Genomic DNA, 26,124 nt, shown 5'->3' with positions numbered 1-26,124 from the left:
ACTGTGGTCTGGCCGTCTGCCGGTGCCTGGGGCACGGCTGCCTCGACCGTCACGTCTTCGTCGTCCGCCGGGGGCACCGAGGGCCGGACCTGCCCCGGACCGCTCGGGGTCTTCGGGATGCGATGCCCCTCGGCCGGTTCGGCCGGCGGCCGCTGCGCGACAGTCGGCTCGTCGGCGACCGGACGCTGCGCGACCACCGTCAGGTCGTCCGCGTTCGACTGGGCCCCGATCGTCGGGTCGTTCGCGTCGGGGCGGCGGATGGCGACGGTCGGGTCGTTCGGTCCCGGGGTGAAGACGGTGGCTTCGTCGTCGGGAGTCCCGGGACGCTGGATCGGGATCGGGCGCGCGTCTTCGCGGTACGGCTCCTGGTCAGGTCTACTCATGCTTGGTCACCCATGTGGGAGAGGACTTCGGTGGTGGTGGGCATGGCGGTGGAACACTCCAGCCGGGAGGCGACGATCGCACCGGCGACGTTCGCGAACCGGATGACCTTCTCCAGCGGCCAACCGGACAGCAACCCGTGGCACAACGCCCCGCCGAAGCCGTCGCCGGCCCCCAGTCCGTTGACGACCTCGACCGGGTACGGCGGGACCTCGACCCGCTCGTCGCGGGTCCGCGCCAGCGTGCCGCGCGGCCCCTGCTTGACGACTGCGAGCTCCAGCCCCCGGTCTAGCAGCGCCTGCGCCGCCTTGTCCGGGTCGGTCTCGCCGACCGCCACCTCACACTCCTCACGGTTGCCGACAGCAACCGTGCAGTACTCGAGCGCTCGACTGACCTGCGCGTGCGCCTCGCTCGGATCAGCCCAGAACATCGGCCGGTAGTCCAGGTCCAGCACCGTGATCGGCCGCCGGCCACGCGCCTCCCAGGCGGCGAAGTGCGCCGACCGGGACGGCTCTGCGGACAGCCCGGTGACCGTGGACCAGTAGATCCGCGCCTCCCGGATCGCGTCCAGGTCGAGCTCGTCGGGGTTGATCACCAGGTCCGGCGCCTTCGGGAACCGGTAGAAGTACAGCGGGAAGTTGTCCGGCGGGAAGATCTCGCAGAACGTGATCGGCGTCGGCAGCCCGTCCACCGGCGACACGAACCGGTCGTCGACCCCGAGCTCGCCGAGCGTCCGGTGGATGAACGTGCCGAACGGGTCGTTCCCGGTCCGGCTGATCACCGCCGATTTCCGCCCGTGCCGCGCCGCCGCGACCGCGACGTTCGTCGCGCTGCCGCCGAGGAACTTCCCGAACGATTCCACGTCCTCCAGGTGCGTCCCGGCCTGCAGCGGGTACAGGTCGACCCCGATCCGCCCGATCGTCAGTACGTCGTCCACCATCAGACCCGACCCGCAATCTCCCGCAGGTGCGCGATACTCGCCCGGACATCGACCACGGGTCCCTCGCCACTCGGCCGGTCCGACAGGATCGTGTCCTGCTCGAGCACGTACCAGCCGTCGTACCCGGCCTCTTCGAGGGTCGCGACGATCAACGTGATGTCGATGTCGCCGGCACCCAGCGGCCGGTACATCCCCTGCCGTACGGCGTCCGTGTAGCTGACCTCGCCGGCCTGCACCCGCGCGGCCCACGCGGCGTCCACGTCCTTCAGGTGCGTGTGCCGGACGCGGTCGGTGTGCTTGACCACCAGCGCGACCGGGTCGACGCCGCCGATCAACAGGTGCCCGGTGTCGACGGTGAGACCGATCGACGAACCGTTCAGGACCTGCTCGACGTCGTCGGCGTTCTCCACCATCGTGCCGACATGCGGGTGGATCGTCGCCAGCACACCACGCGCAGCGGCGAGGTCGGCCAGCTTGTCCAGGTTCGCGAGCAGCGTGCTCCAGCCCGTCTCGTCGAGCACCGGACGGTCGTCGTACCCGTCCTGGCCGGTGGCCGCGGCGAGCACCAGGGTGGTGGCACCGGCGGCAACGAATCCGTCGAGCGCCGTCGTCACCTCAGGCGCCGGGTCGTACGCCGGATCGTGCAGGACGACCGGGACGAAGCCGCCGACCGCGCGAAGACCCACGTCCGCGAGGGTCTTCGCCTTCTCGGCCGGGTCCTCGGGGAGGAAACCGTCCGGACCGAACTCGGTCGCGGCCAAGCCGGCGTCCCGCATCTCGGCCAGTACCGTCTCCGGGTCGAACTGCCAGCCCCACCCCGGAACCTCGCATACGCCCCAGGAGATCGGGGCGCCGGCGATACGGTCCACCAGCTCGGTCATCGGCAGTTCTCCTCTGTTCTCGAGTACGGCATCAGGCGATCTCTTCCAGCGTGACAACTCGGGCCTCGCGGCGCGAGAGTTCGCACGCATCGGCTGTCCGGAACGCCTGGTACGCGTCGCGGACCGTGCACGGCACCTCACGGTTGCCGGCCACAACTTCAGTGAAGGCGGCGAGCTCGGCGGCGTACGCCGGACGGAACCGGTCCATGAACGTCGCGTGCGGCTGACCGCCCGGGAAGGTCACGCCCTCCTCGGCGGAACGCAGCGCGGTGTGCTCGTCGAGCCCGACCGCGACCGATCCGAGACTGCCGAGTACCTCCATCCGCACGTCGTGCCCGGCCGCGTTGTACCGGGTGCCGCTGACCGAGACGAAGGTGCCGTCGTCCAGTGTCAGCAGGGCGGCCGCTGCGTCCACGTCGCCGTACTCGCCGAAGAAGGACTCGCCGCGGTTCGCGCCGGTGGCGAACACGCTGACCACCTCGGCCCCGGTGACGAACCGGATGATGTCGAAATCGTGCACCGTGCAGTCCCGGAAGAACCCACCGCTGGTCGGGATGTACCCCGCCGGCGGCGGGAACGCGTCGTTGGTGTTCGCCCGGATGTGGTGGATGAACCCGAGCTCGCCGGAGCGGACCTGCGCCGCGACCGTCTGGTACCCGTGGTCGAAGCGGCGCTGGAAGCCGATGTGCACCGGTACGCCGGAGTTCTCCACCAGCTCGACGACGCGCTTGGTCTCGGCCAGGTCGATCGCCACCGGCTTCTCGCAGAACGTCGGGAGGCCGGCCGCCAGACCGGCCTCGATCAACTCGGCGTGCGCGGACGTCGCGGCGGCGATCACGAACCCGTCCAGCCGGCTCGCCAGCAACGCGTCGACATCGGGCGCGAACTCCAGGCCGAGATCCTTCGCGACGAGTTCCGCCCGGCCCGGGTCCGCATCGGCGACGACCACCTGTTCCACCGCCGGCAAATCCTTGAGCGTGGCGGCGTGGAACGCCCCGATCCGCCCGACCCCGACCAACCCGATCCGCATTCCGGTCACCCTTCCGCTGGTTGCGTACGCTCCGTCAGCTTCCCGGGCAGGCAGCGAAGGTGTCAAGACTTTGTTAACACATTTTCACGTCGAGACATACATACCTTCATCATGTAACATCCCGGCCATGGTTGCCCTTCCGGTCAGTATCGATCGGACCAGTCCGGTGCCGCTGTACCACCAACTGGCCGAGCAACTGACGTCCGCCATTACCGACGGCTCACTGCGCCCGGGCGACCCGTTCGAGAACGAGATCGCCATGTCGGACCGGCTCGGGCTGTCCCGGCCGACGGTCCGGCGGGCGATCTCCGAGCTGGTCAACCAGGGCCTGCTGGTCCGCCGGCGCGGCATCGGCACCACTGTCGCGAACCAGATGGTGCACCGCAAGGCCGAGCTGACCAGCCTCTACGAGGACCTTGCCCGCGAGGGCCGCGCGCCGCGCACCGAGGTCCTGTCGCTGGACTGCGACGCCCACGACGACCGCGCCGCCGCCGTACTCGAGCTGCCGACCGGCACCCCGCTGGTCTCGATCGTCCGGCTCCGGTACGCCGACGACGTACCGCTCGCGATCATGCGCAACTGGTTGCCTCCGGCCCTCAACGACCTGACCCTGGAGCAACTCACCGCGGACGGCCTGTACTCCGTACTGCGCGCCCGCGGCATCCGCCCGACGGTTGCCCGCCAGCGCATCGGCGCCCGCAACGCGACCGCCGAGGAGCGCCGTACCCTGCACATGTCCAAGGCTGAACCCCTGGTCACCATGACCCGCTCCGCCTACGCCGCCGACGGCTCCCCCGTCGAGTACGGCAACCACTGCTACCGCGCCGACCAGTACTCCGTCGACGTCGTAGTGTCGGACCGCTGATTTCTAAGCCTGGTTGGCGAGCAGGGTCCTGACCAGGCGGAGGCCGACCGAGAGGTGGGCGAGTTCCGGGCCCTCGGTTTCGACGATCTCGTCGAGCATGGTGGCTGCGCGGGCCAGGGCCGTGGCGTTCTGGTCCTGCCAGGTGGCGACGCGGTCCTCGGGTTCGGCCGAGGCGTCGGTGCTCGCCAGGACCTGACGGGTCAGGCGGGCGTGGACGGCGTGCAGGTCGTCGCGCAGCGCGGCCCGGGCCATCGTCTGCCAGCGGTCGGTGCGCGGCAGGCCGATGATCCGTTCCAGGAAGCGGCCCAGCTGCAGCCGCTCGCCGAGCGCGAAGTGCACCTTGGCGACCTCGAGGATGTCGATGTCGTCGCGGGACGCGGTCTCCACGATCCCGAGCCCCGCGTACGCCGGCGGCAGTACCGCGATCCGGGTGGCGAAGTCGTCCCCGACTCCCCGTTGCACGAGCGCTTCGCGACGCTGTTCGAACAGCGCCAGCTCGCGACCCCGCAGTACCTCGGGAAGCGCCGTGGTCAGCTTCGCGATGCCGGGGCCGAAGAACTCGATCAGCTCCTCGATGTCGACCGGTGGCCGCCGGTTGCTGACCAGCCAGCGGGTCGCGCGCTCCACCAGTGTCCTGGTCTCCAGCCGCATGTGCGACTGGGTGTCGGCGTGGACGACGTTGTCCAGCTCGGCGTTGCGCGACAGCAGCTCCGGCTGCGCGAAGATCCGGGACGCCGCGAGGTTCGCCCGGACGACGTCCTCGACCGTCCCGCCGGTCTCCAGCGAGAGCCGGTGGTACGCCGTGATGCCGGACGTGTTCACGAATTCGTTGACGACCTGCGTGGTGATGATCTCCCGGCGCAGCTGGTGGCTCTGCACCTGGTCGGCGAACCGCTCCTGGATCGCCTTCGGGAAGTAGCTGGCCAGCTTGTGCGCGAGGAAGGCGTCGTCGGGAAGCGACGTCTTCAGCAGCTCGGCCTCCATCACGATCTTGGTGTAGGCGATCAGCACCGAGAGTTCCGGCGAGGTCAGCCCGCGCCCCTCGGCCTTGCGCCGCTTGAACTCGCTGACGCTCGGCAGGAACTCCAGTTCGCGATTGAGCAGGCCCTGCTTCTCGAGGCGCCGTACCCAGTCCTGGTGGACGTGCAGCAGCGCGGGCGCCTGCTCGGTCGCGTTCGCGAGCGCGATGTTCTGCCGGTAGTTGCTCTTCAGCACCAGCGCGCCGACCTCGTCGGTCATCGACGCGATGATGTCGTTGCGCTGCTTCTCGGTCAGGTCGCCGTCCGCGACCACCGTGTCCAGCAGGATCTTGATGTTCACCTCGTGGTCGGAGGTGTCCACGCCGGCCACGTTGTCGATGAAGTCGGTGTTGATCCGGCCGCCGGCCGCGGCGTACTCGATCCGGCCGAGCTGGGTGAAGCCGAGGTTGCCGCCCTCGCCGACCGCGCGGGCGCGCAGCTCGGCGCCGTCGATCCGGATCGGGTCGTTGGCCTTGTCGCCGACGTCCGCGTTCGACTCGGCGGCCGACTTCACGTAGGTGCCGATGCCGCCGTTCCAGAACAGGTCGACCGGCGCCTTCAGGATCGCGTTCATCAACTCGGCCGGGGTCAGCGTCGTCGCGGTGCTCTCGATGCCGAGCGCCGTCCGTACCTCGGCGGAGATCGGGATCGCCTTGTCGGTCCGCGGGAACACGCCACCGCCCGCCGAGATCAGCGACGCGTCGTAGTCCGCCCAGGACGACCGCGGCAGCTCGAACAGCCGCCGCCGCTCGGCGAACGACGTGGCCGCGTCCGGCACCGGGTCCAGGAAGATGTGCCGGTGGTCGAACGCCGCGACCAGTCGGATGTGCTCGGACAGCAGCATCCCGTTGCCGAACACGTCACCGGACATGTCGCCGACGCCGACGACAGTGAAGTCCTCGTTCTGGCAGTCGTGACCCATCTCGCGGAAGTGCCGTTTCACCGACTCCCAGGCGCCGCGGGCGGTGATGCCCATCGCCTTGTGGTCGTACCCGACCGAGCCGCCGGACGCGAACGCGTCACCGAGCCAGAAGCCGTACTCCTTCGCGACACCGTTCGCGATGTCCGAGAACGTCGCCGTCCCCTTGTCCGCGGCAACGACCAGGTAGGCGTCGTCACCGTCGTACCGGACCACGTCCCGCGGCGGAACGATGTCACCGGCAACGATGTTGTCGGTGATGTCCAACAGCCCCGAGATGAAGGTCTTGTACGACGCGATGCCCTCGGCCAGCCAGGCGTCGCGGTCCACCGACGGCTCCGGCAGCTGCTTGGCGTAGAACCCGCCCTTCGCGCCGACCGGCACGATCACCGAGTTCTTCACCATCTGGGCCTTCACCAGACCGAGCACCTCGGTGCGGAAGTCCTCGCGGCGGTCCGACCAGCGCAGCCCACCGCGCGCGACCGCGCCGAAGCGCAGGTGCACACCCTCGACCCGCGGCGAGTACACGAAGATCTCGTACGCCGGCCGCGGCTGCGGCAGCTCCGGGATCGCCTTCGGCTCCAGCTTCAGCGAAATGTACGAACGCGGCTGCCCATCGGCGCCGGGCTGGAAGTAGTTGGTCCGCAGCGTCGCCTTCATCACGGTCAGGTACGACCGCAGGATCCGGTCCTCGTCCAGACTCCGCACTGTGTCCAGCGCGGCCAGGACCTCCTTCTCCAACTGGTCGGTGCGCATCACGCGCTCCGGGTCGTCGGCCGGACCGCGCGCCGGGTCGAAGCTGGTCTCGAACAGCTGCACCAGGAGACTGGCGACGTCGACGTGGTTCAGGAAGGTGTTCTCGATGTAGCCCCGGCTGAACGGCGTACCACCCTGACGGATGTAGCGCTGGTATGCGCGCAGGATCGAGACCTGCCGCCAGCTGAGGCTGCCGCGTAGTACGAGTGCGTTCAGGTTGTCGGACTCCGCCCGGCCGTCCCAGACCGCCCGGAACGTGTCGGAGAACAGCGTGCGGAGGTCCTCGCGCTCCTCGGCGTCCTCCGGAGCCTTCAGGCCGAAGTCGTAGATGTAGGCCATCGTGCCGTCGGCGCAGCGGATCTCGTACGGGCGTTCGTCGATCACCTCGACGCCCATCGCCGTCAGGTGCGGCAGCACCTGCGACAGCGATAGCGCCGATCCGGTCCGGAAGACCTTGAACCGGCGCTCGCCTTCCCACTCCTCCTCGATCGGACTGTAGAGCGACATCGCCAGCCCGTTGTCGGCCGGCAGCCCTTCGAGCACGTGCACGTCGTTGACCGCGACGCGGGCGTCGAAGTCCTCCTTGTACGCCTCCGGGAACGCCTGCGCGTACCGGCGCGACAGCTTGGCCACGGCGCCGTCGCCGCCCTGCGCGTGCAGAGCGACGTTGAAGTCGTCCTCCCAGGCCCGGGTCGCCTCGATCACCTGCTGTTCGAGCAGGTCCGGGTCGTACTCCCCGACCGTCTCGCCCTGCTTCATCCGGACCACGAAGTGCACCCGAGCCAGCACCGACTCGGTGACGTAGGCGGCGTACGTGACGCTCTCGGCGCCGATGGCGTCCTTCAGGATCTGCTGCATCTTCAACCGGACCGCGGTGGTGTAGCGGTCGCGCGGCAGGTACACCAGGCAGGACAGGTACCGGTTGTAGACGTCACGGCGTACGAACAGCTTGACGGCGCGCCGCTCCTGGAGGTGCAGCACCGACTGCACGATCGGCAGCAGGTCCTCCACCGGCGCCTGCAGCAGCTCGTCGCGCGGGTACGTCTCCAGTACGTCGAGCAGACCCTTGCCACTGTGGCTGTTCGGGTCGAAGCCGGTCTGGCGGAACAGCTCGAGCGCCTTGCGCCGCAGTACGGGCACCTGCATGACGCTCTCGGTGTACGCGGTCGACGAGAGCAGCCCGATGAACCGGCACTCCCGGACCGGGTTGCCGTCCGCGTCGAACTGCTTGATCCCGACATAGTCGAGGTACGCCGACCTGTGCACCGTGGACCGGGAGTTCGCCTTGGTCAGGATCAGCAGCTTCTGCTCCTGGGCCTTGGCGCTCACCTCCGGCGGCAGCTTGCCGGAACCCGGCTTCGGGTCCGGCCGGAGGATGCCCAGGCCGGTCCCGGGCCGGCCGCGCAGGATGCCCTGCTCGCCCTCCATGGTGAAGTCGTACTCGCGGTAGCCAAGGAAGGTGAAGTGCTCGTCGGCGAGCCACTCCAGCAGCTCCCGGGCCTCTTCCACCTCGCTGTCGGAGACCGGGAGGTCGGCGGCGTTCAGACCGGCGGCGATACTGACCGCCTTTTCGTGCATCTTCGGCCAGTCCTCGACCGACTCACGCACGTCGTTCAGGACCTTCTGCAGCTCCTGCTCGAGGGCGCGTTGCTCGGCGACATCCGCGATCCGCTCGATCTCCAGGTGCATCCAGCTCTCCCGCACCAGGTCGTGCCCGTCCGCGGTGGCGCTGTCGTCCAGGACCTCCTGCAGCGTCCCGGCCATGTCGCGGCGGACCACGAACTGCGGGTGGATCAGCAGCTGGAGCTCGAGGTTGCGGTCGGTGATCGCCATCGACGCGCTGTCGACCAGGAACGGCATGTCGTCGACCACGATCTCGACGACGGTCCGGCCGCTCGCGGACCAGCCGTGCTCCTCGAGCGTCGGGGTGAAGACGTGCACCTTCGCCGTGCCCTGCGGGCGGGACATCGCGGACTTGTAGTGGTGCCGCGCGGCGCCCAGGCAGTCGTTCGGCTGGCGCTCCGCGACGTCCTCGGCGGCGACATGCCGGTAGTACTGCTCCAAGAACGTCCGCAGCTTGCCCGGGTCGACCAATTTGTCGTGCCCATGGGTCCCCGCGGCCACCGCCTTCGCGAGCACATCTGCCTTCCGGACGTCCAGCTTGCTCTGCATTCCCCACCGTCTCCACACGTGACGTCGGCGTCGCTCGCGCCGGACCGCACGACATTGTGCGGTCACTCAGAGATTAGTCCACCTCTGTCACTGGTGTGGTGTCGGGACGGGCCTGTCAGCGGGGTGAGTCACGCCTCACCCGCGCTTGGTGAGCCGGAGAGCGAGGGCTGGGCAGGCGAGGACGGCGCGGCGCGCGTCCGGGAGCTCACCGGTGGTGATCTCGCGGCCCCGGAGCACCGGGAATCCCCACTCGTCCAGGACGACGTCATCGGGCAGCAGACCCGCGCACAGGCCGTGACCGTCGCACCGGGTCCAGTCGATCTCGATCTTGCTCATCGGGTGCCTCCCAGCACGCCCAGCACCGGCCGGCCGCATCCCTGACCGGACAGATGCCGGTGGATGTCGTCGTCCAGTACCTCGAGCGCGGACATCAGGAACCTCGCGGTTCCGTCGGGGTGGGCGCAGGCTCCGCGCCCGGGAACCAGGCCGAGGTGCCGCCGGGCGTCGTGCCAGCCCTGCGGGTCGCCGGCGGTCAGCCTGGCGAAGTCGTCGACCAACGCCGCGAGACCGAACACACACGGACCGCATTGCCCGGCCGACTGGCTCGCCAGCCACTGGGCAACCTGAGTGACCTCACCGAGCGGGCAGGTCCGGGAGCCGAGCGCGACGACGATGCCGGCCGACACCTCCGGGCGCTGCAGCGTCAGACCAGCGGTCTCCGACAGCCAGCGGCCGTGGTAGCCACCGAGTAGTACGGGCCCGGCTTCCGCACCGGCGTACTGCAGGACTGTGTCGAGTGGCACACCGATCGGTGTCTCGATCACACCGGGTCGCTGTACGGCGCCGTCGATCGTCAGGAGCTGCGTACCGGGCTCGCTGATCAGGCCGGTGCTGCTGAACCCACGGGAGCCGAGGCGCGCTAGTACTGCGAGCTGCGCGAACGTCTCGACATTCGACAGGAACGTGGGGCGGCGGTGGTAGCCCTTTCGCGTCGGCAGTACGCGTCGGCCCGGTGGTACCGCCGTACCGCCCTCGAGCGCGCTCAGGACCGCACGGGCTTCACCGGCGACGAAACGGCCCGGCGTGTCTCGTACTTCGATCGCCACGCGGTCGTCGCGCTCCATCAGCGCTTCCCGCATCGACGTGGCCGCAGCAGGATCGTGTACGGCGATCAGCACGTGCGGCGCTCGCAGTGCGTGCGCGAGATCGACTGCGGCGTCCAGGACGAGATGCGGTGAATTCGTGAGGAGCAGGCGGTCCTTACGGCTCAACGGCTCGCTCTCGGAACCGTTGACCACCACTGCCTCGATCCCACGCGCAGGGAGGTCCTGCAGCTTCAGAGCGACCGGGAAGGCCGCGCCACCACGCCCCCTGAGCCCTACAGCTTCAGCAAGCTTGGTGTAGTCGTCGCGGGTCAGCCTCGGCTGACTGCCATGAGTCAACAGGTGACGCTGAAGGTCCAGCCGCCCCTGGTCAAGCCCAGCAAACACTCTGGCCTCGCCGATGACTCGTGTCTCTTCCACCGTGATCATTGGGCCCTCCAGGCGCGGGTGAGCTTTGGGGTTGCGTTGAGGCGGTAAGCACCCGCAGTGGCGACGGCAGCCAGACACCCGACAGTGATCCCGACCATCCACGGGGTACTGCGATCAGTGCCCGCCAGCAGTGCGTGGCCGATGGACAGGAGCCATCCGACCGACGCGGCGATGTGCAGCTTGCGCCAGTACTTCGTGAACCGCGCGGAGACCGCCAGCCGGCCGCGGGACGCTCCGACGAGGGACGCCAGTACCAGGCTGTAGAGAGCCAGCACACCGACGACCATCGCGAACGGCCGGTAGCCAGACGCGAACGGCCACAGCAGAACGAGCGGACTGATGCTCACGTAGCTGTCGGCGATCACTGCGACCACATGGGTCGCCAGCAAAACCAGTCCGGTCACGGCGGCCGACCGGTGCACGTACTGCAGCCAGAACCGAGTGGCCGGCCGCCGGATGCTCGGCATGACGATCCCGAGGACGGCGGAGATCGTGAACATGACCATCGTGACCACGCCGGCCGCGCGAGCGAGGTACCAGAGCGTCATCAGGCAGCCCTGCTCGCTGACGGCCAGCCCAGCAACTCGGTGACCTCACCGTCCTCGGCGATCAGCCGGGCCGGGTGACCAGCCAGCTTGAGCCGTCCGACAGCCGCCTCACCGGTGGCGATGAGCGCCGTACTGAAGGTGTTCGCCCGTACGGCGGTCGGCGCCCAGACGGAGGCCGTCCGATACGGGCCCGCCGCGGGGTGACCGGTCCGCGGGTCGATCACGTGATGGCCGTAGCCGGTCGGGGTCTGCCAGCGCCGTACCGTGCGGGTCGACGTGGTGAGACCACCGTGGGCCAGGGTGACGAGGACACCGGGATCACCGGCGCGTTCAGCGACCGTGATCACCCAGGGCTTCTTGGGTTCGCCCGCCGCGCGGAGGTCGCCGCCGATCTCGACCAGGACAGCACAGCCGTAGCGCTTCGACAGCATGTTCGCCGCGCGGTCCGCGGTCCACGCCTTGGCGGTGGCACCAAGGTCGAGCGCGCAGTCCTTCGGTACGCCGAGCAGCGCGAGCTTGCGGTTCAGCCGAACCTCCTGCCAGCCCGCGACCGGTTTCGGGTCGAGCGGGGCCTGCGGGAAACGCCGCCGTACCGTCTCGATGTCGGCGTCATACCCGGCCGCGATCACCGCGGGGCCGACGGTCGGATCGACTGCGCCACCGCTCATCTGCGCCGCGACGAGGCTCACGTCGACCAGGTCGACGAGCAGCCGCGAGACCGGCACCAGCGCACCGGCGCGGGTGTTCACGACCGACAGCTCGGAGTCGGGCCGGAAGCGGCTGGCGGCCTTGTCGACCCGGTCCATCAGCGCCTTGAGTTCACCACACGCCGCCCCAAGTACGGCGGGGTCGTCGACGGTCAGGCGGACCGAGCAGCTCCACGCGGTCCAGGTCCGCGAGACGCTCATGACCCGTTGCTCCCACCCTGCGAGGTGGAGCCGGAGTTCGCCGATCCGAGACCGCTGCCGCTGGAGTTCGATCCAGAGCTGGAGCTGGACCTGGAGCCGCTGGAGCCCGAGTTGCTGGAGCTGGAGCCGTTGTCGTCCGAGTTGCTCGACGTGGACGTCGTACCCGTGCTGCTGCTCGAGTGCTTCGACGACACCACCGCGACCGAGATCCCGGTCGCGCCGACGCCGAGAACGGCAGTGGCTATCGCGGCCGCGGAGGCTCGGTGCAGCCAGCGCCTGCGGGTGGAGTGGGAATCATGTGTGGTGACCATGCCGTAAGCCTCGTTCGACGCCCGTCAGCCGCACTCCAAGAGAAGATCAAGCGACCGTCAAGTTCTGCTGAAAGCTTCGTGAGAGCGGTTCTCAGGCTGTACCCCCTTCTCAAGGCGTGCCGCGGACCTCCGGCGGGCAATCGGTCTCGCAGTGCTTGCCGATCGTCGCGACGACCTTGTCCGACACCTCGCCCAGCACCCCGAGCCGCTCCGGCCCGAACACGTCCACGAAGAACTCCCGGACGCGGGCCGCGTGCGCCGGCGCGCACTCCTTGATCGCCGCCAGCCCCTCGTCGGTGATCACGATCTCCGGGTAACGCGCGTCGCAGGCCTCCTTGCGGATCAGCCCGCGCTTCTCCATCCGGGTCAGGTGATGCGAGAGCCGGCTCTTCTCCCACTGCGTGGACCGGCCGAGCTCGAAGGCGCGCATCCGGCCGGACTCCGACTCGGACAGGTTGACCAAGATCTCGAAGTCCGACCCGGACAGGCCGAACTCCCGCTGCAGGTGCCGCTCCAGATGCGTCTCCAGCGTCCGTTTCATCAGCAGATAGCTCCGCCACGTCTGCTGCTCGCCCTCGTCGAGCCACGGTCCCTTACTCACGCCACCCATCGTACCCGCCGGGGTTGACACATCAACCCAACGCGCTACGATTCCTTTGGTTGACACATCAACCCAAACTTTCTGGGGAGTTGCCATGAGCAAGAAGCTGATCGCCGTCGTCGGTGCGACCGGGAGCCAGGGCGGCGGGCTGGTCCGCGCGATCCTGGCGGACCCGGCGGGCGAGTTCGCCGTCCGGGCGCTGACCCGGAACCCGTCGTCCGGCCCAGCCCGCGACCTCGCGGCTGCCGGGGCCGAGGTAGTCGCGGCCGACCTCGACGACGAAGCGAGCGTCCGGTCCGCGTTCGAGGGCGCGTACGGCGCTTTCGTGGTCACGAACTACTGGACGCCGCTGACACCCGAGCAGGAGGCCGTCCGGACCCGCGCGGAGATGGAGCTCGCCCAGGCCGAGACCGCTGCCCGGGCCGCGCGCGATGCCGGCGTACTGCACCTGGTCTGGTCGACGCTCGAGGACACCCGGCGGTTCTTCGCTGGGCGCGACGACGTACCGAGCCTGGACGACGGGCGCTACAAGGTCCCGCACTTCGACGCGAAGGGCGAGGCCGACGAACTGTTCCCGAAGTACGGCGTACCGACGACGTTCCTGCGCACCACGTTCTACTTCGACGCCTTCCTCGACGCCCTCGCCCCGACCCGCAACCCCGACGGCCAGTTGACGATCACCCTCCCGATCGCCGACCAGCGCCTGGCAGGCATCGCCTCCGAAGACATCGGCCGCACCGCCCTGGCAATCCTGAAGCGCCCCGACCTGATCGGCCAAACCATCAGCATCGCCGGCGAACACCTCACGGGCGAGCAATACGCCGAGGCCCTCACCACAGCCCTCGGCGAGCAGGTAACCCACCACTCCCCCACGTGGCCCGAGTACCGCACGTACCCCTTCCCCCTGGCCACCGAAATGTCCAACATGTTCCAGTACTACACAGAAAACCACGACGCCTTCACGGGCGCCCGCGACCTACAGAAGGCCCGCAACCTCAACCCCGCCCTCCAGTCCTTCGCCGCTTGGCTCGACAACCACAAAGAGGACCTCAAGGCCGCGCAAAGCTAGAGTCATCCAACGGCACGGGCACTTCTCTCAACCACCAGATCAACCGTCGATTCAATCTCCTGACCGGCAGTGAGATGAATGTGATGTCCGTCTGGTACGCCGTCCTGCGCAAGCGTCAGCAGATGCCTCGCGAGCGATCGCAAACCAGCCGGATTAGCCGATATCACAACCTCGGAGCCCTGCACCTCAACGGCGATCTCGAAATCATCGTCCCACTCAAAACGCAACCAACGGGTTTCTTCAAACGGCAAGTTCACGGCTGATAGTCCTCGAACTCCCAATAACCGATCCGAGCAAGCTTCCCAGCCAAGGCACTCCACGTAGGAGCCTCAACTTCCTCGAACCGCCGTCGAAGAAACGTCAGCACCCGGGGCACATCGAGCTCGTCCACGATCAAGTGATGCCGACCCAACTGTGGGCCTTCCTCCTGAACCAGACGCTGAAGCCAGACAGGCGTGCAGACGAGCACGTCGAACGACTCTTCACCGGCACCTCCCGCGGGCCCGACCAGCAACCGAACCCACACCGCATCATCCCGGGCATCCGCAGAAACATAAGTCTCCACATCAACCTCCGAGCTATACACGGAACGCACCGAAGCCCTCACAACAGATCCGTTCCGTCGTGAGGCAACCCGGAGCGGCCGGGTGTGTTTTGCCAAGTTGATGGCCAGTTCCCCACGAAGAAGTACACCACTTGGCGCTGGGCGCGATCGTCCGAGAGGCCGACGCGCTCGGTCAGCGAGACCAGGTTGTGCACGCATCTGACGAAGGCGCGCAGGTCCGTCGACAACACGCGATCAAATCCCTGAATTACCACGGCCAGCGGCGGCGACCACGCTTCCGTCAGCAGGTCCCACATCCGGTCCGCGAAAGCAGCCCACGAGCCGGCGCCGAGCGACGTGAAGCCCAGACACTTGCTCAACTCGATCAGCAACTTCCGTTCGAGATCGCCTTTTTCCGGTGCCTGCGCGCTAACTATCCGAAACCCGAGATCGCCCAGGACAGTAAGTGACGCCTCCAAGTCGGCGGTTTCCAGGAGATAAGGCTCGGGCTTGAGCCACGGGAGTTTCTCTTCCACACCGACCCAGTCCGCCCACTCTCGCGGCTTATCAGCATCCACAGCGGCACCCACAGGCCTCACAGCTCGATGTTTTCCGATTTTATGAGATACAGCTCATAATCACCCGTTGCCACCAGATCCTGCGCCGCAGTCAAGATCGACTCAACTCCGGGATCGCGAACAATGATTCCATCTAGCGCGACGAAGTACGCGCCGGATGCGTTCTCGCCGGTCTCGCGCCAGCGTTCCATCAGACGCGCGACCTCCGCGACGGTCAAGAAGGTGCCGGCCCATGAGCCGCGACCCGGAATGTCTATCCATCCATCCACATTGCTGACCGTTTCAGGAGCCTCGTCCTCTTCGAGGAGAAGTCGCAACCGGAATTCAGGATGCTCGATCGTAAACAAACTCACCCCCGCGATCTCGAAGCCTTGCTCATTGCTCGCCGTTCGGAGGCGGGCCGAGTCTCCAGGAGTCTTAGGTTAGAGCCCCTGTCATCTGCGGGGGTGCCCCCTCAGATGGCTCATTGCCCCCTTGCCTGAAGGGGGTAGAAGGGGCCATCTCAGGGGGTGCCCCCTCAGATGACGCGGGCGGTGGGTCGGCGACGGTGAAGGTGCGGCGCGTGACCTGATGCGGGCGGGGCTCCCGATCTAGACGAATCGCTCGTCGTTCTCATCGAATGCCTTGAGTTGGGAGAGCAGGGAGTGGCACGCCGTACGGTCGTCTTCATCCGATCGTGGAGCATTGTCGAGGTAGCTCCATTTTTGGGGCTCTGTGGGGAAGGACAGGCGCAGGATCAGGGCTTCCCAGCCGAGGTTGCCGCCGTCTCCCAGCTGCTCGACGAGCCATGAGCGGAAGTCGCCCGCCCAGCTCGAACCCTCCGTCGCGTATTGACAGCCGCGCAAGAAGGCGGCGTACATGCTGAACGACCCGTCGAGGCTGAACATCTTCGGCCGCGCTTCGAGCCGTTCGATCAACCAGGCGAGAGATCTCCGGTCGTCGTCGACCTCCGTCTGTCGCACGAGGACCAAGGGGTAGAGCTCGGTATCGACGATGTCGCGGACTGCAGCCACGATGTTGTCGATACCGGGCTCGCGAAGAATCACCAGGCCCGGAGTGGCGTAGTACTGGCCCGCCGCGCGCTCGCCGGCCTGCTCTTCCTCGTCCCATCGCGCACGCAGCTCATCCATCGTCAGAAACGTTGCACCCCAGGTCCCCTTGCCGAGGACCGTCACCCAGCCGTCCGTATCGCAGACGTCCTCGTGTCGCTCACCGTCCTCGACGACGATGGTGAGTTCGAAGGCGGGCTGCCGGATTGTCAGCATCTTCGGCGATTTCCTCACTGGCTCGCCGTTCGTAGGCGGGCCGGCTCTCCAGGACTCTTAGGTTAGAGCCCGCGAGTATGTCGTGACCTGATGCGAGCGTGGTCGGTACGGTGAGGTCATGACAGCGGCCAGGGGCTTGGGGTGGGCTGGGGCTCGGTGGGTGCGGTTGGTGGTTGGGGTGCTGTTGGTGGGGCTTGGGGCTTTGTTGGTGTTCAAGCCGTTTGCTTCGCTTGCGGTGTTGGTTGTGGTTCTTGTTGGTGCTCTCGTGGTGGCTGGGGTTGGGGAGCTGTTGCGGCGGCACGCGGGGGTTTGGGGGTGGGTGCCTGGTACGGCGTACCTCGGGGCTGCGGTGGTGGTGTTGGTGTGGCCGGGGGCAACTATCAGGGTTGTTGCGGTGGCGGTTGCGGGGGCGTTGCTGGTTGGGGGCGTGGCTGAGCTGGTTGCTGGCCGGCGCGTGCGGGGTACGGCTCGGGTCAATGCGGTGGTTGGTGGGGCGGCCTCGGTGTTGTTCGGGCTGCTGGCGCTTGCGTGGCCGGATGTCACCGTGTTGGTTGTCGCGGTCGTGTTCGGTGCGCGTGTGCTGATCGTCGGAGTTCGGCAGGTGGTTGCCTTCGTCAAGGGTGACGACGTGCCACTCGTACGCCGACCCTCGGCGGCCACGCGTCCCAAAGGTGGCCGGTTGACCGGTACGGTCCTCGGGGCCGTCGTGGCGCTGGACAAGCCCATCTGGTCAGGGAATCCCGGTGCGGGCGCTTTCGGGCAACTCCTGCGCGACAACGTCCCGTCCGGTCCCGTCAAGGCCCCGGTCCTCATCGGCCAAGGCGCCGCCGACACCCTCATCCTCCCGGCAACCCAGGCCGAGTACGTCGACGCACGTTGCGCCGCCGGGTACCCCGTCGACTACCGCACCTACGAAGGCCGTGACCACGTCCCGCTCGTCGAACCAGACTCCCCGGCGGTCCGCGATATCCTCACCTGGACAACCGACCGCTTCGACAACAAACCCGCCAAGAACACCTGCTGAGTACGACGTCGGCTCAGGCGGGCTCGAGGCGGCGGAGGGTGGATTCGAGGTTCAGCGAGAGCCAGGCGGACAGCTGTGGGTGGGCCGGGTGTTGCCAGAGGCCGTAAGGGCCTCGGAGGGATTCCAGGTGGGTTGCCAGCGCGCCAACTTGGGAGTCTTGTGCAGTGAAGCCACACCGGGAGGCCAGGTGCAGGACGAAGGCCGGGTCGGCGGTGGCGTAGAAGGTGACTTGGCCCATCGCCGGTTCCAGACCGAGTAGGCGGGAGATCTCCCAGCCGACGGTCGACGTGTCTCGGGCCTCGCGGGCCAGGAGGTGAGCGACGCCGGTTCGGGCGGCCTCGGAGTGGCGGCGGTCGCGGTGCAGCGCGAGGCAGGCCGCGGCGCCGGTGGTGGCCGAGCGGCAACCGAGCCCCTGAGGCAGCCGCCGGTACGCCTTCTCCGGTGGCGCCGGGCGACCGGCCAAGCCGAGGTCAGCTTTCGGACCGGAAGGCCAGGAGCCGTCTGCGAGGCGGACCTCCAGAAGCCACTCGTAGGCCCGCTCGGCGCGTGGATCGGTCGCGAAGCCGGCGGCGGCGATCCCCCGCAGTGGTACGACGGTCTGCATCGTGATGAACCGCGGACTGTCGCTCGGGCCGGGGTCTGAACCGGAACGGGATCCCGCGCGGAGGCCGGGGTCGAGAGGTGGGGGTGACCAGGAGCCGTTCGGTTGCTGGAGGCTGAAGAGGTTCTCGACGGCTGTAGCCGACGCAGGTCCGCGGTAGCCGAGATTCGCCAGCCGGCAGAGCAGATAGCCCGCAGCAGAAGGCTGATCCGCGACCGCCAACTGCCCAACAAGGGCCTCGATCTCAGTACTGCGATCGATCTCGGCACGCCACGCGACAACCTCGGCGTCGTTCTCGTCAGCTCCCTCCAGCTCGCGGGCGACACGCCACCGCAGCGAAGGGGACGGGTCGCCGAGCAACAACGCACCAATACTCACGACAGCACCTCGGCAAGATGCGGCGCGGTACAGGTGCCCGCCCCAGCAAGAGCCTCGGGTGAGCCCTCGAACACGATCCGGCCGCCGTCCGGTCCAGCACCTGGGCCAAGCTCGATCAGCCAATCGCAACAAGCAAGGAAGGCCGGGTCGTGCTCGACGACCAGCACGCTGTTGCCAGCAGCAACAAGCGTGTCCAGCGCGCTGACGAGCACCGCGACGTCGGTGGCCTGGAGACCGACGGTTGGTTCGTCCAACAGGTACAAGGAGCCTGCCTTCGCCGGGCGAGCGAACTCCTTGGTGAGCTTCAGCCGCTGCGCCTCGCCGCCCGAGAGACTCCAGCCCGGTTGGCGCAGAACGAGGTACCCGAGCCCGAGAGCGACGGCGGCACCACCGATCCGCCGTACCGTGTCGATGTCACCCCACTCGTCGACGAGCTCGGCGATGGTCAGGGACTCGATGTCGGGCAGCGTGCGGCCCCGGTGGAGCAGGCCGGCAGCCTCACGGCGATACCCGGTTCCGCCGCAGGCCTCGCAGGTCTGGGCCACCGACGGCAGGAACGACATGTCCTGCTTCCATATCCCCTTGCCCTTGCAGGCGTCGCAGCCATAGGTCAGGTCCTTGACCGTGATCCCCTGCTCGCCGGCGAACTCCTTGCGCACGGCACCGATCAGCCCAAGGTACATCCCGGGTGACGCGACCTCCGCGCGAGATTGGTCGGCGACGACGACGCGTTCCGGCGCGCCGGTGATGCCGTCGTGATCGCCTGGTCGGACGCGGATCACGCCGCGGCCGGGAATGTTCGTCTTCGGCCGGGTCAGGCCGAGCGCGAGGGTGTCGACGACGAGCGACGACTTGCCCGACCCGGACACCCCGCAGACGCCGACCAGCACACCGAGCGGGACGCGGACGTCGACCCCATCGAGGTTGTTCTCCCGAGCTCCGGTGATCTGCATCCACCCGGCCGGCTCCCGGCGACGATCGCGGCGCGGTGCCGGGAACCGACCGTCCAGAACCGCGCGGGTCACCGACTGCGGATGGTCGAGCGCGATCAGGCGACCGCCCGCTCGCCCAGGTCCCGGGCCGATCTCGATCACGTCGTCGGCCGCGCGGATGACGATCGGGTCGTGCTCGACGGCGATGACAGTGTTCCCGGCGGACCGCAACTCGGTCAGCGTCCGGGTCAGCGCGGTCACCTCCGAGGGATGCAGGCCCCTCGACGGTTCGTCGAGCAGGACCGTCATCCCGACCAGTCCGCCGCCGACGACCGACGCCAGCTTGATCCGTTGCGCCTCGCCCGCCGACAACGTCCACGTCGACCGGTTCAGCTGGAGGTAGCCCAGTCCGACGGCACGGAGGAACCCGAGCCGCTGCAGCGCGGTGGTCCGCGCATCCGCCGCCTGTGGATCATCCGGCTCGCCCATCGAGTCCAGGACCGCTTCCACCTCGGCGAGCGGGCTCGCGAACAGCTCGTCCCGCGCCCGTCCGCCGACGCGGATCGACAGGTACGGCGAACGCAACCGCCGGCCGTCGCACTCGCGGCACGGAAATCCGATCGAGTCCTTGCCGCCGACGTCGTTCCGGGCCCAACTGTTCAACCCGGTCCACGACGCGTCGCCGTACAGGACGGCGTTGCTGGCCTCGTCGCTCAACTCCTCCCAGGGCGTGTGGTCCAGGTCGAACCGGTAGCGCTCGGCCAGCGACCGCATCGGCGCCTCCATGCCACCGGTCGCGCGGAACCACGACAGGCTGCCGGCGAAGACACCGGCGGGAATCGGCACATCCGGGTGCACGATCAACGTGGCGAACTCGAACTCCCGCTCGACCCCGAGTCCCAGGCACTGTGGACAGTTCGACACCGGCGATCCCACCAGCTGGCGCGGCTCGATCGGCACCGCGCTGGTTCCGCAGTCGCCGCACAGCCACGTCCTGTCGGGCTTCGGGGATGTCCGGCGTACGGCGTCGCGCCCGCAACCGAGACAGGTCCGAACACCGGCCCGAGCGATGATCACGGCGAGCAGGCGGTCGAGATCGCTGGACCGGCCAACGGTCACCCGGTCCGCATCCCACACGTAGAAGCCCGGCCCCTGACCGTCGAAGGACAGGCCCGACGGGTCGATACCGATCGTCGGGCCCAGGCCGGTCACCGAGTCGACCGGCGCCTCCGGTCCCTCCCGCACCGACTGCCGCTCGTACACCGACAGGCACTCGAGCAGCCGCCTGGTCGCCTCGGACTCGAGTACGTCGTGGACCAACGACGACTTGCCGGACCCCGACACCCCGGTGACGACGCTGAACCGCCCCTTGGCGAAGTCGACGTCGACTCCCTGCAGATTGTGGGCACGAGCACCACGGACGCGTACGGCGGCACTCGATCGCCGGTCGGTGCGCGGCGCAGCGCGCGGACGCACCCGCGGCTGCTCCTCGGGTACCGGCGGTCCGCAATGCTGCAGCCGTCCGCCGTCGGGACCGCCCGCCGGCCCGAGATCGACGCGCCAGTCGGCGGCGGCGATCACGTCCGGCTGGTGCTCGACGACGACCACCGTGCAGCCACTGTCCGTCAGCCGGTCGAACACCGCGAGCAACCGATCGAGATCGCCCGGATGCAGCCCGGTCGTCGGCTCGTCGAGCAGCAGCAGCTCCCCTGCCTTGGCCTTGGCGACCTCGCGAGCGAGCCGAACGCGTTGGGCCTCCCCGCCGGACAGACTCGGGGACGCTTGTCCGAGCGTCAGGTAACCGAGCCCGACCTCCTGCAGAGGCTTCAGGATCCGAGTCACCGCCGGGTGCTCCGCGAAGACCGCGACGGCCTCGTCGACGCTCAGCTCCAGTACGTCGGCGATCGACCGGCCGGCCCACGTCGCTTCGAGGACCTCGGGCCGATAGCGCCGGCCGTCACAGGCCTCGCACGGAACCCAGATCGGCGCGACATAACTCGTCGAGACCTGACTCAGGTTGATCGCGACCGAACCCATCCCCTCGCAGTCCGGGCAAGCGCCCTCAGCCCGGTTGAAGGTGAAGTCCGATGCGGACCGGCCGGTCTCGGTCGCGAACACGTCGCGGATCCGGTCCAGCACCTTGGTGTACGTCGCCGGGTTCGACCGCGGGTTGTTGCCCAGCGGCGCCTGATCCACCGCCCGCGCCCGGATCACCGGCCCATCGAACGCCGCGCACCCGACCGGCCCACGCTCGCGCAAGGACGCCAGCAACACCTCGCGGCTCAGGGTGGTCTTGCCGGCCCCGGATGGACCGGTGATCACCGTCAGCGCTCCGAGCGGGATCTCGCAGTCGACGTCGCGCAGGTTGCGCAGGGTCGCACCGGCGATCCGGATCCGGTCCGCGGAGAGCGGTCGCCGGGATCGTTGCTGCCGAGCGCCGGTGGCGAAGCTGCGGCCCGACGCCGTGTCCGCACGCCACAGTTCAGCGGGCGGGCCCTGAAACACCAGCCGTCCGCCGGCGTCACCACCGCCAGGCCCGATTTCCACGACATCGTCGGCCATCGCGACGGCCAAGGGATCGTGTTCGACCATCAGGACCGGGCCGGGCAGCGCGACGACGGCGTCGAGCAGTCGGCTCAGATCGCTGTGGTGCAGGCCGATGGTCGGTTCGTCGAGGACGTGCAGCAGGTCTTCGAGGCGCCCGGACAGCACGACCGCGAGCCGGGTTCGTTGCGCTTCACCGCGCGACAGCGTCGGCATCGAGCGATCGAGGGCGACGTACCCTAGGCCGAGCTGTTCGAGTGGGCGCAGGCGTCGGAGCAGCTCGTCCTGGACGCGTCGCGCGCGCGAGCCGAGTGGGAGTTGTTCGACGAATTCGAGGGCCTCGGTCACCGGTCGACCCATCAGCTCCTGGAACGTGACGCCGGCGATGCGATGTGACGAGGTGTCGTGGTCGCCACGGAACGCCGACGGTGCGAGGGGCCGGACCCAGGCGCCGCATCGCGGGCAGATCGGGGCGCGCAGTACCGGCGTACCGCCGAGGAGGACTTCGGGTCGGCCCAGCGCGTCGGCGTGCTCCAGCATGGCCCGAACCTCGGCCGCCGACTGGTCGGATCGGAGCGTGGCGACTCGGACGACGACATCGTGTGGCAGCGCCGGGTCGAGGCGCGGAGCCCGACCGGCTGCCCACTCTCGACCGTCGACGGAGACGTGGGCGAACTGTCCGCGGATGCCCGCAAGCAACCGGGCGTGACTTCCCGTCAGCCCCCGCACGATCGCGACCTCGACGTCGAGCTCGTCCCGCTGAGCGAGCAGGTCGAGCGCGGTCGTCAGACGTTCCTCGGCGGAAAGCGCCCGGATCGGTACATCGCAGCGCGGGCACTGCACCTCGGCGAACCGCGAGTACAGGATCCGCAGGAACGGATGCAGCCCGACCGATGTCGCCAGCGTCGAGGCCGGGTTCCGGTTCAGGACGTTCTGCGCGACCGCCACCGCAGGCCCCAGGCCGTCGATCCGCCGGACCTGCGCGGCGGGAACCCGCGCCGAGTTGCCGCCGAGCGCCAGCGTCTCGACGAACCGCCGATGCGCCTCGGCATGCACCACGTCGAACGCCAGCGACGACTTGCCCGACCCCGACACACCGACGACGGCGGTCAGACCCGGTCCGAAGGAGACGTCGACATCGCGCAGGTTGTGTTCGGCTGCGCCGTAAACGTCGAGGAACCGTCGCCGACCACGGCCGGTCGCACCCGCGCCTCGACGATCCATCCCGCCATCCTCGCAGCTCTCCGGACCAGTCCACCGAAGACTGGGTTTCACCCCATCGGGGCGATGCGGGGCCCCTCGCGCGAACCCAGAGTCGAAGGAAGGGGAGGGTCTGTCTCTGCCTGCGCGGCGGCGGACGGCAGACGCGCGAGCGGTCGGGGGAACTATGACGGTGCACGTGCGGGCGCCCGTACCAGCTTTTCACGTCGTTGACCGGACGCGGTTGCTCGATCGCCTGTCGGAGGCGGTACGAGACGCCCCGTTGACGCTCGTCAGCGCACCTGCGGGCTCCGGCAAGACCGTGCTCACCGCAGCGTGGGCACGACATTACGGACAGACGCCGGTGGCCTGGCTCTCGTCGTCCGGCGGCGAGGACACGTTCCTGACGGACGTGCAGCGCGCACTGACCGACGCCGGCGCCGGTACGACGGACTCCGCGGCAGCGAACCTGGACCAACTGTCCGACGAACTGCTCCGGCTCGACCAACCGGTCGTACTCGTCGTCGACGCGGCCGAGCGCGTGCAGCGGCGTACGGTCTTCGATCAATTGGATCGTTTGCTGGACAGCAGCGGCGACCACTTGCGCGTGCTGATGACCACGCGGGTGGATCCGCCGATGCCGCTGCACCGCTACCGGCTCGAAGGGACCGTTGCGGAGATCCGGCAGGACGATCTCGCCTTCACCGGTGCGGAGGTCGCCGCGTTGCTCGGTGCCCACGACGTCAACGAGCCGGAGATAGCGGCAAAGGTCGTTCTCGATCGCACGGAGGGCTGGGCGGCCGGAGTGCGGCTGGCAGCGCTCGCGATGCGGTCCGGGGCGCAGGCCGGTGCGCTGAACGGATTCGCGACCGATTACCTGGTCGCAGAGGTTTTCGGTGAACTCGACGAGGCCGATCGGGACTTCCTCCTGCGCATCAGTCCGGTGGACGAGTTCACTCCGGACCTCGCCGCCTCGTTGTCCGATCGCGCGGACGCGGGCGCCGTACTGCAGCGGATGACGGCCGGCAACACCTTCGTCCAGCCGGTGCGTGGCCGTGCCAACTGGTACCGAATCCATCCGCTCTTCCGTGAATTCCTCCGCGCCCAGGTGGTCCGGACGCTGCCGGTCGACGACCTCCACCAACGGGCGGCCGACTGGTACGCCGACCAAGGCCAACTGCTCCCGGCTGTCCGTCATGCCGCCGCGACGGGCGATTGGGAACGCGCAGCGAGCGTCGTCATTCGTTGTCTGGCGATCGCGGACCTGTTGCTGTCGACCGCTACCGGCACGGCTCTCGCGGAAGAGCTGGCCAGCATGCCCGCTCTCGACCGCACCGATGTGCACTTGGTTCGCGCCGCGCTGGCGCTAAAGAAGGACGACGTCGACACAGCCGCGGATTGCCTCGCGCGTTGCGAGATGTCCTTGCCTGCAGCAGTTCTGACCACTGTCATGCACGACAAGTCCGGCTCTGTCGACGCAACGCTGGTGGCCGCGCGCGACGCCCGCGAGCAGCTGCCCGCGAGCGATTCCGATCTCCTGTCGGCGTTGGTGCTGGCCGCCGAGGGTACGGCGTACCTCCGCCGAGGGGACCTGGACAGTGCGTGCGCGGTGCTCGGTGAAGCTGTCCGGCTCGCGACGTACGAATCTGAAGACCTGCGGCTGCGGTGTGTCGCGACGCTCGCGCTCGCCGAAGCGTGTCGCGGTCATCTGTCCCGCGGCGAGGGGCTGGCCGACATGGCCGAGCGCATCGCGGACGATTCGCACCGTCTCGCAGCGGCCCATCTGGCGCGCGCCTGGGTCGCGCTGGAGCGACAGGACCTGCACCGCGCGCAACACAGTCTCACCCGCGCGCGCAACCTCAGCGAGACCCAGGACGACGTACTGATGGGATCGGTGTCGACGTTGTTGCGTGCACGGCTGATGCGGGATCGCGGTGACACCGTGGGCGCCCGCTCGGCGCTGCGGACCCCGGAACCACGCGCTGGTTGGCTGCGCGAGTACGTCGACGCTGAAGCCGCCGGTGTCGGACTCGACCTGCTCGACCGGGGCGAGTCGGACCAAGCGGATCGTCAGACCTTGACCACCTCGCAGCGCGTGCAGGACCTGCTCGACCACGCGCACAGCCAGTGGCTCGACGGTGACGTCCGCGGCGGCCGCTCCGAGATCGCGAAGGCGCTGTCGCTCGCGCGCGGCGAGCGGATCCGGCGGCCGTTCACCCACCTGCCGGCCCGGATCCGGGCGGTCATCCGCAACGATCTCTCGCTGCGATCCCACGCCCTCTGGTTGCGTCCGGACCAGACCACGGCGATGACCTGGGCGCGGGACCCGTCGCCGATCGTCGAAGAGCTCTCCGAGCGCGAACTCGAGGTACTCCGCCGGCTCTCGACGCTGCGCAGTACCGACGAGATCGCTGCCGAACTGTTCATCTCGGTGAACACCGTGAAGACGCATGTCCGCAAGATCCTCCGCAAGCTGTCGGTGTCCAGCCGGAACGAGGCGGTCCGCCGCGCCTGGGACCTGCATCTGATCTGACGAATCCGATCTGCCGAATCACTCCCGCCGGATGATCCCGCGCGGGTTCGGCGCCCGAAAGACTCGAAGGGCGCCGAGCCGGGGACCGGCCCCGGTCGCGCCTGGGAGGCCAGTAGGAGGCCAGATGATCGCGAGCGGCACTGTCACTGCCCTGGTGGCCGAGGCGGTGAACCCGGTCCCGTGGGCCCGGGCCCAGATGGCGTTCACGCTCGCGTTCCACATCATCCTGGTGCCGCTCGGTGTCTCCTGGGCGTTCATGACCCTGATCGCGAACTACCGGGCGATCAAGCGGGACGACCACGACGCACTGGTGCTCGCGCAGCGCTGGTCGAAGTACATGGCTGTGACGTTCGCCGTCGGCGCGGTGACCGGGACGGTGCTGAGCTTCGAGTTCGGCCTGCTCTGGCCGCGGTTCATGGGCGTGTACGGCGACGCGTTCGGAATCCCGTTCGCGTTCGAGGGGTTGTTCTTCTTCACCGAGGCGATCTTCGTCGCGATCTACCTGTTCGGCTGGCGCCGGCTGAAACCGTGGACGCACTTCTGGACCGGCGTACCGATCGTGATCGCCGGGGTCTTCGGGGCGGTCTCGGTGG

Annotated in this window: 22 protein-coding genes; 6 read left to right on the top strand and 16 right to left on the bottom strand. The window is 68.5% G+C overall.

Going from position 1 to position 26,124, the window contains the following annotated elements:
* Nucleotides 1–379 precede the first annotated feature (379 nt).
* The 3 genes from iolC to ACWGID_RS05555 are packed head-to-tail and all read right to left on the bottom strand — an operon-like array spanning nucleotide 380 to nucleotide 3,232.
* Nucleotides 380–1,321, bottom strand: a complete 942-nt coding sequence (iolC, locus tag ACWGID_RS05565; RefSeq protein WP_452194743.1) for a 5-dehydro-2-deoxygluconokinase — start codon at nucleotides 1,319–1,321, stop codon at nucleotides 380–382.
* The gene (locus tag ACWGID_RS05560; protein WP_452194741.1) at nucleotides 1,321–2,202 is read right to left on the bottom strand and encodes a sugar phosphate isomerase/epimerase family protein; all 882 of its coding nucleotides are present in this window, start codon (nucleotides 2,200–2,202) and stop codon (nucleotides 1,321–1,323) included. Before ACWGID_RS05560 ends, iolC begins: the two co-directional genes overlap by 1 nt.
* A gap of 31 nt (nucleotides 2,203–2,233) precedes the next feature.
* Nucleotides 2,234–3,232, bottom strand: coding sequence for a Gfo/Idh/MocA family protein (locus ACWGID_RS05555; protein WP_452194740.1), 999 nt, complete (start codon nucleotides 3,230–3,232; stop codon nucleotides 2,234–2,236).
* Between the two features lie 127 nt (nucleotides 3,233–3,359).
* Here ACWGID_RS05555 and ACWGID_RS05550 point away from each other — a divergent pair, with 127 nt between their 5' ends.
* Nucleotides 3,360–4,097: a GntR family transcriptional regulator gene (locus tag ACWGID_RS05550; RefSeq protein WP_452194738.1), complete on the top strand. Its 738-nt coding sequence runs from the start codon at nucleotides 3,360–3,362 to the stop codon at nucleotides 4,095–4,097.
* 3 nt (nucleotides 4,098–4,100) lie between these two features.
* Here ACWGID_RS05550 and ACWGID_RS05545 read toward each other — a convergent pair whose 3' ends face one another.
* From ACWGID_RS05545 to ACWGID_RS05525, 5 genes are all read right to left on the bottom strand, one after another.
* Nucleotides 4,101–8,963 (bottom strand): NAD-glutamate dehydrogenase, encoded by a 4,863-nt coding sequence (locus ACWGID_RS05545; RefSeq protein ID WP_452194737.1) that lies wholly within the window; start codon nucleotides 8,961–8,963, stop codon nucleotides 4,101–4,103.
* 135 nt (nucleotides 8,964–9,098) lie between these two features.
* Complete coding sequence (locus ACWGID_RS05540) at nucleotides 9,099–9,299, bottom strand: ferredoxin (RefSeq protein ID WP_452194736.1); 201 nt, start codon at nucleotides 9,297–9,299, stop codon at nucleotides 9,099–9,101.
* Complete coding sequence (locus ACWGID_RS05535) at nucleotides 9,296–10,405, bottom strand: NADH-ubiquinone oxidoreductase-F iron-sulfur binding region domain-containing protein (RefSeq protein WP_452194734.1); 1,110 nt, start codon at nucleotides 10,403–10,405, stop codon at nucleotides 9,296–9,298. The genes ACWGID_RS05540 and ACWGID_RS05535 overlap by 4 nt, the downstream gene beginning before the upstream one ends.
* An 86-nt stretch (nucleotides 10,406–10,491) precedes the next feature.
* Nucleotides 10,492–11,043 (bottom strand): hypothetical protein, encoded by a 552-nt coding sequence (locus ACWGID_RS05530; protein WP_452194732.1) that lies wholly within the window; start codon nucleotides 11,041–11,043, stop codon nucleotides 10,492–10,494.
* Nucleotides 11,043–11,951 (bottom strand): FAD:protein FMN transferase, encoded by a 909-nt coding sequence (locus ACWGID_RS05525; RefSeq protein ID WP_452194730.1) that lies wholly within the window; start codon nucleotides 11,949–11,951, stop codon nucleotides 11,043–11,045. The genes ACWGID_RS05530 and ACWGID_RS05525 overlap by 1 nt, the downstream gene beginning before the upstream one ends.
* A 24-nt stretch (nucleotides 11,952–11,975) precedes the next feature.
* Here ACWGID_RS05525 and ACWGID_RS05520 point away from each other — a divergent pair, with 24 nt between their 5' ends.
* Entirely contained in the window at nucleotides 11,976–12,269 is a 294-nt protein-coding gene (locus tag ACWGID_RS05520) for a hypothetical protein (protein ID WP_452194728.1), read from the top strand.
* Between the two features lie 102 nt (nucleotides 12,270–12,371).
* On the opposite strand, the gene ACWGID_RS05515 is transcribed toward ACWGID_RS05520, so the two are convergent.
* On the bottom strand, nucleotides 12,372–12,863 hold the full coding sequence (locus ACWGID_RS05515; RefSeq protein WP_452194726.1) for a MarR family winged helix-turn-helix transcriptional regulator: 492 nt from the start codon (nucleotides 12,861–12,863) through the stop codon (nucleotides 12,372–12,374).
* Nucleotides 12,864–12,957: 94 nt separating this feature from the next.
* Between ACWGID_RS05515 and ACWGID_RS05510 the strand changes: the two genes are divergently transcribed.
* Complete coding sequence (locus ACWGID_RS05510; RefSeq protein WP_452194725.1) at nucleotides 12,958–13,932, top strand: NmrA/HSCARG family protein; 975 nt, start codon at nucleotides 12,958–12,960, stop codon at nucleotides 13,930–13,932.
* Nucleotides 13,933–13,934: 2 nt separating this feature from the next.
* Here the strand turns inward: ACWGID_RS05510 and ACWGID_RS05505 are convergent, their stop codons facing one another.
* From ACWGID_RS05505 to ACWGID_RS05485, 5 genes are all read right to left on the bottom strand, one after another.
* Complete coding sequence (locus ACWGID_RS05505; protein WP_452194723.1) at nucleotides 13,935–14,189, bottom strand: Imm32 family immunity protein; 255 nt, start codon at nucleotides 14,187–14,189, stop codon at nucleotides 13,935–13,937.
* A complete protein-coding gene (locus ACWGID_RS05500) occupies nucleotides 14,186–14,518 on the bottom strand; it encodes an immunity 8 family protein (protein ID WP_452194722.1) in 333 nt (110 codons plus the stop codon). The genes ACWGID_RS05505 and ACWGID_RS05500 overlap by 4 nt, the downstream gene beginning before the upstream one ends.
* A 17-nt stretch (nucleotides 14,519–14,535) precedes the next feature.
* Complete coding sequence (locus ACWGID_RS05495; protein ID WP_452194720.1) at nucleotides 14,536–15,054, bottom strand: hypothetical protein; 519 nt, start codon at nucleotides 15,052–15,054, stop codon at nucleotides 14,536–14,538.
* A 17-nt stretch (nucleotides 15,055–15,071) separates the two neighbouring features.
* A complete protein-coding gene (locus ACWGID_RS05490; RefSeq protein ID WP_452194719.1) occupies nucleotides 15,072–15,407 on the bottom strand; it encodes a hypothetical protein in 336 nt (111 codons plus the stop codon).
* 237 nt (nucleotides 15,408–15,644) lie between these two features.
* Nucleotides 15,645–16,319: a hypothetical protein gene (locus ACWGID_RS05485; protein ID WP_452194717.1), complete on the bottom strand. Its 675-nt coding sequence runs from the start codon at nucleotides 16,317–16,319 to the stop codon at nucleotides 15,645–15,647.
* A gap of 118 nt (nucleotides 16,320–16,437) precedes the next feature.
* Between ACWGID_RS05485 and ACWGID_RS05480 the strand changes: the two genes are divergently transcribed.
* Complete coding sequence (locus tag ACWGID_RS05480; RefSeq protein WP_452194715.1) at nucleotides 16,438–17,343, top strand: alpha/beta hydrolase family protein; 906 nt, start codon at nucleotides 16,438–16,440, stop codon at nucleotides 17,341–17,343.
* A 13-nt stretch (nucleotides 17,344–17,356) separates the two neighbouring features.
* Here ACWGID_RS05480 and ACWGID_RS05475 read toward each other — a convergent pair whose 3' ends face one another.
* Both ACWGID_RS05475 and ACWGID_RS05470 read right to left on the bottom strand, forming a co-directional pair.
* Entirely contained in the window at nucleotides 17,357–18,322 is a 966-nt protein-coding gene (locus tag ACWGID_RS05475) for a hypothetical protein (RefSeq protein WP_452194714.1), read from the bottom strand.
* Nucleotides 18,319–23,022, bottom strand: coding sequence for a hypothetical protein (locus ACWGID_RS05470; protein WP_452194712.1), 4,704 nt, complete (start codon nucleotides 23,020–23,022; stop codon nucleotides 18,319–18,321). Before ACWGID_RS05470 ends, ACWGID_RS05475 begins: the two co-directional genes overlap by 4 nt.
* A gap of 163 nt (nucleotides 23,023–23,185) precedes the next feature.
* Here ACWGID_RS05470 and ACWGID_RS05465 point away from each other — a divergent pair, with 163 nt between their 5' ends.
* Nucleotides 23,186–25,531, top strand: a complete 2,346-nt coding sequence (locus ACWGID_RS05465) for a LuxR C-terminal-related transcriptional regulator (RefSeq protein ID WP_452194710.1) — start codon at nucleotides 23,186–23,188, stop codon at nucleotides 25,529–25,531.
* Nucleotides 25,532–25,655: 124 nt separating this feature from the next.
* On the top strand, nucleotides 25,656–26,124 hold a 469-nt coding region (locus ACWGID_RS05460; RefSeq protein ID WP_452194708.1), incomplete at its 3' end, for a cytochrome ubiquinol oxidase subunit I.

The organism is Kribbella sp. NPDC054772, from assembly GCF_053611945.1.
Note: the sequence above shows the minus strand (reverse complement) of the source record. Positions and strands in the feature narration are given on the sequence as shown.

Excerpts from the sequence above, each read along its gene's own strand:
- iolC (WP_452194743.1), bottom strand. The coding sequence starts at position 1,321 with ATGGTGGACGACGTACTGACGATCGGGCGGATCGGGGTCGACCTGTAC.
- ACWGID_RS05560 (WP_452194741.1), bottom strand. The coding sequence starts at position 2,202 with ATGACCGAGCTGGTGGACCGTATCGCCGGCGCCCCGATCTCCTGGGGC.
- ACWGID_RS05555 (WP_452194740.1), bottom strand. The coding sequence starts at position 3,232 with ATGCGGATCGGGTTGGTCGGGGTCGGGCGGATCGGGGCGTTCCACGCC.
- ACWGID_RS05550 (WP_452194738.1), top strand. The coding sequence starts at position 3,360 with ATGGTTGCCCTTCCGGTCAGTATCGATCGGACCAGTCCGGTGCCGCTG.
- ACWGID_RS05545 (WP_452194737.1), bottom strand. The coding sequence starts at position 8,963 with ATGCAGAGCAAGCTGGACGTCCGGAAGGCAGATGTGCTCGCGAAGGCG.
- ACWGID_RS05540 (WP_452194736.1), bottom strand. The coding sequence starts at position 9,299 with ATGAGCAAGATCGAGATCGACTGGACCCGGTGCGACGGTCACGGCCTG.
- ACWGID_RS05530 (WP_452194732.1), bottom strand. The coding sequence starts at position 11,043 with ATGACGCTCTGGTACCTCGCTCGCGCGGCCGGCGTGGTCACGATGGTC.
- ACWGID_RS05525 (WP_452194730.1), bottom strand. The coding sequence starts at position 11,951 with ATGAGCGTCTCGCGGACCTGGACCGCGTGGAGCTGCTCGGTCCGCCTG.
- ACWGID_RS05510 (WP_452194725.1), top strand. The coding sequence starts at position 12,958 with ATGAGCAAGAAGCTGATCGCCGTCGTCGGTGCGACCGGGAGCCAGGGC.
- ACWGID_RS05485 (WP_452194717.1), bottom strand. The coding sequence starts at position 16,319 with ATGCTGACAATCCGGCAGCCCGCCTTCGAACTCACCATCGTCGTCGAG.
- ACWGID_RS05480 (WP_452194715.1), top strand. The coding sequence starts at position 16,438 with ATGACAGCGGCCAGGGGCTTGGGGTGGGCTGGGGCTCGGTGGGTGCGG.
- ACWGID_RS05470 (WP_452194712.1), bottom strand. The coding sequence starts at position 23,022 with ATGGATCGTCGAGGCGCGGGTGCGACCGGCCGTGGTCGGCGACGGTTC.
- ACWGID_RS05465 (WP_452194710.1), top strand. The coding sequence starts at position 23,186 with ATGACGGTGCACGTGCGGGCGCCCGTACCAGCTTTTCACGTCGTTGAC.